The following is a 6,993-nucleotide window of genomic DNA, read 5'->3' as shown; positions in this document are numbered from 1 at the left end:
CCGGCACCGAGTCGGCGACCGGCATCGAGGTCCTGCGCCCCGGGTCGGTCGACGAACTCGCGGCGGCGGTGAAGACCGCGGCCGCGCAGGGCAAGAAGCTCAAGGCGATCGGCTCCGGGCACTCGTTCACGGGCTGCTCGGTGCCGGAGCAGGTGATGGTCCGGCTGGACGGCCTGTCCTCGATCCTGCATGCGGATCAGGCGTCCGGCCGGGTCACGGTCGGCGCCGGCACCGGTCTGCGGAAGCTGAATGCGGGCCTCGCCGCGTTCGACCTGGCGATGGCGAACCTCGGGGACATCGACAAGCAGACCGTCTCCGGCGCGATCTCCACCGGTACCCACGGGACCGGTGCGAAGCTGGGCGGCCTGGCCACGCAACTCGTCGGTCTCGACCTGGTTACCGCGGACGGCTCGGTGCTGCACTGCTCGGCCGAGGTACACCCGGACGTGTTCGCCGCGGCCCGGATCTCGGTCGGCGCGCTCGGTGTGATCAGCTCGCTGACCCTGCAGTGCGTGCCCGCGTTCCTGCTGCGGGCGCAGGAGATGCCGCTGCCGCTGGCCGACGTACTCGACGGGTTCGACGAATTTGCCGATGGCAACGACCACTTCGAGTTCTACTGGTTCCCGCACACCGAGATCGCGCTCACCAAGCGGAACAACCGGGTCGGCCCGGACGTCGCCGCGGCGCCCGTCGGCCGGGTGCGGGGCTGGGTGGACGACGAGCTGCTGTCCAACAAGGTCTTCGAGCTGACCAACCGGCTCGCGGTACGGCGGCCCGGGATCGTGCCGCGGATCAACCGGTTCGCCTCTCGCGCGCTGTCCGCCCGGGAGTACGTCGACGCGTCGTACAAGGTGTTCTGTTCGGAGCGGAACGTGGTGTTCCGCGAGTCCGAGTACGCCGTACCGCGGGAGAACGTGGTCGAGGTGCTGGGCCGGCTGCGGGACTGGATCGACGCGTCCGGCGAGCGGATCCCGTTCCCGATCGAGGTCCGGGTGGCGGCGCCGGACGACATCTGGCTGTCCACCGCGTCCGGCCGGGCGACGGCGTACATCGCGATCCACCAGTACCACCGGCTGCCGCACGACCCGTACTTCCGGGCCTTCGAGAGCATCGTCGCCGACTACGGCGGCCGCCCGCACTGGGGCAAGCTGCACACCCTGACCGTGGCCGACCTGCGCGCCAGGTACCCGCACTTCGACGACTTCCTCGCCGTCCGCGACCGCCTCGACCCCCACCGGGTCTTCGAGAACGCCTACACCAGGCAGGTCTTCGGGGACTAGCCTGCGGGCATGGAGCTTGAACCGGTTGTCGAGGACTGGCAGAAGGCGCTCGCGGTCGTGGCGCACCCGGACGACCTGGAGTTCGGTACGGCGGCCGCGATCGCGCGCTGGACCGGGCAGGGCAAGCAGGTCGTGTACTGCCTGCTGACGTCGGGGGAGGCCGGCATCGACGGCGTCGACCCGGCCGAGTGCGGCCCGCTGCGGGAGGCCGAGCAGATCGAGTCGTCCCGGATCGTCGGGGTGTCGGCGGTCGAGTTCCTCGGCCAGCCCGACGGCACGATCGAGTACGGCGTCGCGCTCCGCCGCGTGATCACCGCGGCGATCCGCCGGCACCAGCCGGAGATCGTGATCACCAACAACTTCCGCGACTCCTGGGACGGCGACGTGTTGCTGAACCAGGCCGACCACATCAACACCGGCCGGGCCACCCTCGACGCGGTCCGGGACGCCGCGAACCGCTGGATCTTCCCGGACGCCGGCGACAAGTGGGACGGCGTCCGGCAGGTGTGGGCCGCCGGCTCACCGAACGGGCGGCATGGCGTGGACACCACCGACACGTTCGAGACCGGGGTGCGGTCGCTGAAAGCGCACAAGGCCTACATCGACGGCCTGAACTGGCCCGACTTTGACCCGGAGGAGTTCCTCGAAGGCACGTCACGACCGGCCGGCACGCTCCTCGGCACGAAGTACGCCGCCCGCTTCGAGGTCTTCACTCCTTGAGATACGCCTGCAGGTGGGGCGGTGTTGGCTTCGGGCGGCGGGGCTCGCGGTCGCCTGCGGTCCCGGGGCCGGGCGGGTTGTTCGGGCCGGCCCAGGAACGGATCAGCGCGCGGCCACCCTTGCGGGTCAGCCGGTGCAGGTCGATCCGCTGGATGTCGCCGGCCGGGATGCCGAGCTGGGCAAGGCTGCGGTTCGCCATCGCGCAGGCCACGTCGGGCTTGCGCGGGGACAGCTTCTGCTGCAGGACGATCGCGATCGAACCGTCCGGCAGGTCCTCGATCCGCTGGAACCGCATCCCCTTGTCCAGCGACCAGGAGTGCAGGGCCAGGTCGAGGTAGTCGGCGTCGGAGAGTCGCCGATCGGGCTTCGCGCGCGCAACCACTTCGTATCGGGCCATGTTCCGATCATCCGTCGCCGCGCGCCGGTTTTCCAGGGATCTGCGGTCAGCGAAGTCGGTCGATCGCTGCCGCCACCTCGGCCGGGTCGGAGAGCATCGTCAGGTGGCTCGCGTTCGGGATCAGCGTCGGCGCGGGCGCGCCGATCCGGGTCGCGGTCTCGGTCGCGTTGCCGCCGTCGGTGTCCTTCGCTCCGAACACCACCGACTTGGGGATCTTCAGCTCCTTCAGCTTCGCCAGGCGGTCGGCCGGGACCGCGGGGATCCCGTTCGCGGTCATCTGCCAGATGGCCTGCTCCGCGCCGGGCTGCCGGAACGGCCGGGTCCACGCGTCGACGTCCATCGGCGGGCAGTTCGGGGTGCAGACGCTGTTGTAGATCTTCTTCAGCAGCCAGCCCTGGGCGAGCACCAGCCGGAACAGCGACGTCCGGTACGGCGGGAGGATCAGCCAGCTCGGGGGACCGGGCCTCCCGCCCGGCAGCGGCAGCCCGTCGCCGTCCAGGAACATGATCCCGCCGACCCGGTTCGGCGCCTCCAGCGTCGCCTCGGCCGCGACCCCGGCGCCGAGCGAGTGCCCGACCAGGACCGGCCGCGGCTGACCAGGCCCGCCGAGGTGCATCGCGTCCAGGAACCCGAGCAGCTGACCCGCCAGATGCTCGATCGTGTACGGCGCCTTGCGCTCGGAGTACCCGTAGCCGGTGATGTCGTACGCGTACACGCGGTGCGTCTTCGCGAGCAGCGGCACCAGCCGGAACCAGGTGTCGACGGACTCCGCCGCACCGTGGACGAGGACGATCGGTGTGCCCGACGTACCCCAGCTGTCGTAGCGGGTGTTGATACCGCCGGCCTCGACGTACTTGAGGCCGGGCGGTGGCGCGGCCGTTCCGTTGGTGGCGAAGTTGTAGCCGAAGGACGCGATCGTGACGATCAGCCAAAGCCCGAGGAGTCCCACGAACCCCCGCCACAGGAACCGTTTCACGGCCCTAGTGTTACAGCTGGGTGTTAGCGCTCCGTGCTAGAGCTGCAGGATGCGCTGAGCCTCGGTGTGGACGGCGGGTGAGGTGATGGACTGCCAACGGGGCAGCAGCTCCTGGAGGAACGGGCGGAGCTTGACGGCCCGCTTCGCGTCGTTGTCGAGGACGTCCAGCTCGTTGACGATCGTCAGGTCGGTGAAGTCCCGCAGCTCCGCGGCGCCGAGCTCCTCCGACGTACCGGTGAAGCGGTCGGTGACCGTGTGGTGCTCGGCGAGGTCCCGCCAGGTCGTCTCCCGGTCGCAGGCGCCGTACCGGTAGACGATCGTCTCGGCCCCGGCGCCGATCACCGACTCCAGCACCGGGCGCTCGGTCTGCCAGTCGAACAGGTGCGTCGGGTAGCCGTCGGTCCCGTACGCCGCGTGCGCCAGCCCGGCCAGCACCAGCGTGTCGGAGGCGCCGAGCGACCCGAGCCGCTTGGCGACCCGGTGCAGGTGCACGTACAGCGTGCCGCCCGCATGGTCGAGCTCGTCGGCGCCGCGCACCATCAGCAGCGACCCCAAGTCCTGGAACCTGCCCATCTGACCCCCTCCGGAGCGACCCAGGTCACCCACGGTAAGGCCATCGGCCGGCCCCCGCCCACTACTTCGGCGTGCCGTCTGCGTCACATCGTGTTCATCCGGCGTTCCCGGAGCCGTCAGGTCGTTGCGGTCGGCAACAGGGTGCGGAGGGTCTGCTCGAGGAGCAGGTGCAGCATCGGGTCCGCCGCGTGCCGGGGCCAGACCAGGGCCAGGACGTTCGGCTCGGCGTCGACCAGCGGGAGCCAGGTCAGCCGCGGGTGGGCGAAGTACGTGACCGTGGAGGCGGGCGCGATCCAGCAGCCGTGACCGGCCGCCACCAGGTGCAGGCACTCCTCCGGCGTACTCGCCTGCGGCCCGAAGACCGCGCGGGTGCCGTCCGGGCGCGGGTCGATGAACCAGAAGTCGACGACCGCCGCGGGCATCCCGTCGCGCGGCCCGATCACCGGTACGCCGGCCAGGTCCGCGATCCGCAACGACGTCCGGGACTCCAGCGGATGCCCGGGCGGGAGCGCCACCCAGCGGTCCTCCGGCAGCAGCGGATGAACGGTGAACCGCGGGTCGTCGCCGATCGGCAGCCACAGGAACGCCGCGTCCGCGCGCCCCGACGTGAGCGCCTCGAGTTCCTCCGGCAGCGTGTGCGACGCGATCGGCCGCAGCTCCAGGTCCGGTGCCTCGACCCGCAGCGCCGCCTCGACCGCAGGCATGAAGTGCGCCGTACTCTGCGCCTTGAACGCGATCCGCAACGGATCCGGCCGTCCGGACGCGGCCAGTCGCGCCTCCGCCACCATCGTCTGCGCCGACGACAGCAACGCGGCGCCCTGCTTGAGCACGACCTCGCCGGCCGCAGTCAGCTCGATCCCGGTCGGCCGGCGTTCGACCAGCGGCGTACCGACCACCCGTTCCAGCTGCCGGATCTGCCCACTGACCGCCTGCTGCGTCAGGTTCAGTGTCCGCGCGGCCCGCGTCATGCTGCCCTCCGCCGCGACCGCGTCGAGCGCCTGCAGGAGGCGCAAGCTCAGGTCCACAGCTCCCATCGTGCCACAACGATTCGTTGTGCCCTCGCCAGCAAATCTCTGTTTCCGCGGCGCCCGTCCAGCCAGCACGATCGAAGCATGGGAGAAACCAGAACGGCGCTCGTCACCGGCTCGTCGAAGGGCCTGGGCCGCGCGATCCTGCTCCGGCTCGCCGCCGAGGGCGCGAACGTCGTCGTCAACTACTCGCGCGACGAGGCCGCCGCGGCCGAGGTCCTGGACGCCGCGAAGGCGCTCGGCGTCCGGGCGATCGCGGTCGCCGCCGACGTCTCCGAGGTGGCCGGCATCCAGCGGCTGTACGACGCGACGTTCGCGGAGTTCGGCCGGCTCGACGTCGTGGTCGCGAACGCCGGTATGGAGAAGGTGAACGTCCCGGTCGCCGACGTCACCGAGGAGGACTTCGACCTGCTGTTCCGGGTGAACACCAAAGGCCCGTACTTCGTCCTGCGCGAGGCCGCCCGGCGGATCGCCGACAACGGCCGGATCATCACGATCTCGTCGAACACCACGACCGTCCCGCAACTGGGCGTCGGCCTCTACGGGACCAGCAAGGTCGCGACCGGGTACCTGGCCCGCGTCCTGGCGCTGGAGCTCGGGCCGCGCGGTGTCACGGTGAACACGATCGTCCCGGGGCCGATCGACGGCGCCGGGATCTTCACCGATCCGGCGAACGACGAGTACAAGCAGTCCCTGGTCGCGATGGTGCCGATCGGGCGGCTGGGCAGCGCCGAGGACGTGGCCGGGATCGCGGCCTTCCTCGCCGGCGACGCGGCCGGGCTGATCACCGGCCAGCAGATCATCGCCGACGGCGGAATGCACTGACCGTGGAATGCACTGACCGTGGAATGCACTGACCTTCGAGGAGAGACATGACTGGAACCATGCGTGCGGCCCAGGTGCAGCAGCCCGGCGGCCCGTTCGTCGTGACCGACGTACCGATCCCCGAGCCTGCCGCGGGACAGATCCGGGTGCAGGTGCACGCCTGCGGGATCTGCGGCGGCGACGCGATCCCGCGGAACGCGCTGTTCGGGACGACGCTGCCGCGGATCCCCGGGCACGAGATCGCCGGTGTCGTGGACGCGGCCGGCGACGGCGTCACGCTCTGGGAAGCCGGGCAGCGGGTCGGCGTCGGCTGGTCCGGCGGCGTCGATTTCACCTGCGAGTTCTGCCGGCGCGGCGACTTCACGAACTGCGTACAGCGCACGATCGTCGGCACGTCGTCCGACGGCGGGTACGCGGAGTACCTGGTGGTGCCGCAGGACGCGGTGGCGCGGATCCCGGACGGGCTGAGCTTCGAGGACGCGGCGCCGTTGATGTGCGGCGGGATCACCGCGTTCAACGCGCTGCGGCACGCCCACGCCGGGCCGGGGGACACCGTCGCGGTGCAGGGGGTCGGCGGGGTCGGGCACCTGGCGATCCAGTTCGCCGACAAGATGGGGTTCCGGACGGTCGCGATCAACCGCGGGCGCGACAAGGAGAAGCTGGCGCGGCAGCTCGGAGCGGACGAGTACATCGACAGCACCGAGGGCGACGCCGGCGAGGCGCTGAAGGCCCTCGGCGGTGCGGCCGCGATCCTCGCGACCGTGTCCCGCGCGGAACTCCAGAGCGACCTGGTGAAGGGCCTGCGTCCGAACGGTCAGCTGATCGTCCTGGAGGGCGGCGACCCGATCGAGGTCACCGGCCACGCGCTCGCCGACGGCCGGCTGTCGGTGTCCGGCTGGTACTCCGGGGTGGCCCAGGACTCCGAGGACACGCTGAACTTCGCCGTGCTGAAGAACGTCCGCCCGATCATCGAGACCTACCCGCTCGAGCAGGCCGAGGAAGCCTGGCAGCACCAGCCCAAGGCGAACCTGCGCATCGTCCTCAAGACCCAGCCCCAATAGGTCCCTGGTAGGTCCGGAACCCGCCCGCAGCCACCTCACACAGCTGCGGACGGGTTCCGTACTTCCAACCCGTGGTCATCAGGGAAGTTGATCACCACGGGGAGCCTGCGTCGGGATGGATACAGCGATCACT

At 70.8% G+C, this 6,993-nt stretch carries 8 protein-coding genes; 4 read left to right on the top strand and 4 right to left on the bottom strand.

Annotated elements, in window-relative coordinates:
* Nucleotides 1-1,280, top strand: a 1,280-nt coding sequence (locus VFF46_RS40355; protein WP_325042565.1) for a D-arabinono-1,4-lactone oxidase, incomplete at its 5' end; no start/stop codon positions are given.
* A gap of 9 nt (nt 1,281-1,289) precedes the next feature.
* A complete protein-coding gene (locus VFF46_RS40350; RefSeq protein WP_325042564.1) occupies nt 1,290-2,000 on the top strand; it encodes a PIG-L deacetylase family protein in 711 nt (236 codons plus the stop codon).
* On the opposite strand, the gene VFF46_RS40345 is transcribed toward VFF46_RS40350, so the two are convergent.
* The 4 genes from VFF46_RS40345 to VFF46_RS40330 form a co-directional block, all read right to left on the bottom strand.
* Nucleotides 1,990-2,397 carry a hypothetical protein gene (locus VFF46_RS40345; protein ID WP_325042563.1) on the bottom strand — a complete coding sequence of 136 codons (408 nt, stop codon included), beginning with the start codon at nt 2,395-2,397 and terminating at the stop codon, nt 1,990-1,992. The two genes, VFF46_RS40350 and VFF46_RS40345, sit on opposite strands and share 11 nt — an antisense overlap.
* Nucleotides 2,398-2,443: 46 nt before the next feature.
* Complete coding sequence (locus VFF46_RS40340; RefSeq protein ID WP_325042562.1) at nt 2,444-3,373, bottom strand: alpha/beta hydrolase; 930 nt, start codon at nt 3,371-3,373, stop codon at nt 2,444-2,446.
* Between the two features lie 36 nt (nt 3,374-3,409).
* On the bottom strand, nt 3,410-3,946 hold the full coding sequence (locus VFF46_RS40335; protein ID WP_325042561.1) for a DUF6817 domain-containing protein: 537 nt from the start codon (nt 3,944-3,946) through the stop codon (nt 3,410-3,412).
* A gap of 116 nt (nt 3,947-4,062) precedes the next feature.
* Complete coding sequence (locus VFF46_RS40330) at nt 4,063-4,971, bottom strand: LysR family transcriptional regulator (protein WP_325042560.1); 909 nt, start codon at nt 4,969-4,971, stop codon at nt 4,063-4,065.
* A gap of 87 nt (nt 4,972-5,058) precedes the next feature.
* On the opposite strand from VFF46_RS40330, the gene VFF46_RS40325 reads away from it, so the two are divergent.
* Nucleotides 5,059-5,799 (top strand): SDR family oxidoreductase, encoded by a 741-nt coding sequence (locus VFF46_RS40325; RefSeq protein WP_325042559.1) that lies wholly within the window; start codon nt 5,059-5,061, stop codon nt 5,797-5,799.
* 47 nt (nt 5,800-5,846) lie between these two features.
* Nucleotides 5,847-6,860, top strand: a complete 1,014-nt coding sequence (locus VFF46_RS40320) for an alcohol dehydrogenase catalytic domain-containing protein (RefSeq protein WP_325042558.1) — start codon at nt 5,847-5,849, stop codon at nt 6,858-6,860.
* The last annotated feature ends 133 nt before the right edge of the window (nt 6,861-6,993 follow it).

Source organism: Kribbella sp. (assembly GCF_035655035.1).
Taxonomy (GTDB): Bacteria; Actinomycetota; Actinomycetes; order Propionibacteriales; family Kribbellaceae; genus Kribbella.
Note: the sequence above shows the minus strand (reverse complement) of the source record. Positions and strands in the feature narration are given on the sequence as shown.

Bases quoted from the DNA above. Each gene is read 5' to 3' on its own strand.
- VFF46_RS40350 (WP_325042564.1), top strand. From the start codon at position 1,290: ATGGAGCTTGAACCGGTTGTCGAGGACTGGCAGAAGGCGCTCGCGGTC.
- VFF46_RS40345 (WP_325042563.1), bottom strand. From the start codon at position 2,397: ATGGCCCGATACGAAGTGGTTGCGCGCGCGAAGCCCGATCGGCGACTC.
- VFF46_RS40335 (WP_325042561.1), bottom strand. From the start codon at position 3,946: ATGGGCAGGTTCCAGGACTTGGGGTCGCTGCTGATGGTGCGCGGCGCC.
- VFF46_RS40325 (WP_325042559.1), top strand. From the start codon at position 5,059: ATGGGAGAAACCAGAACGGCGCTCGTCACCGGCTCGTCGAAGGGCCTG.
- VFF46_RS40320 (WP_325042558.1), top strand. From the start codon at position 5,847: ATGACTGGAACCATGCGTGCGGCCCAGGTGCAGCAGCCCGGCGGCCCG.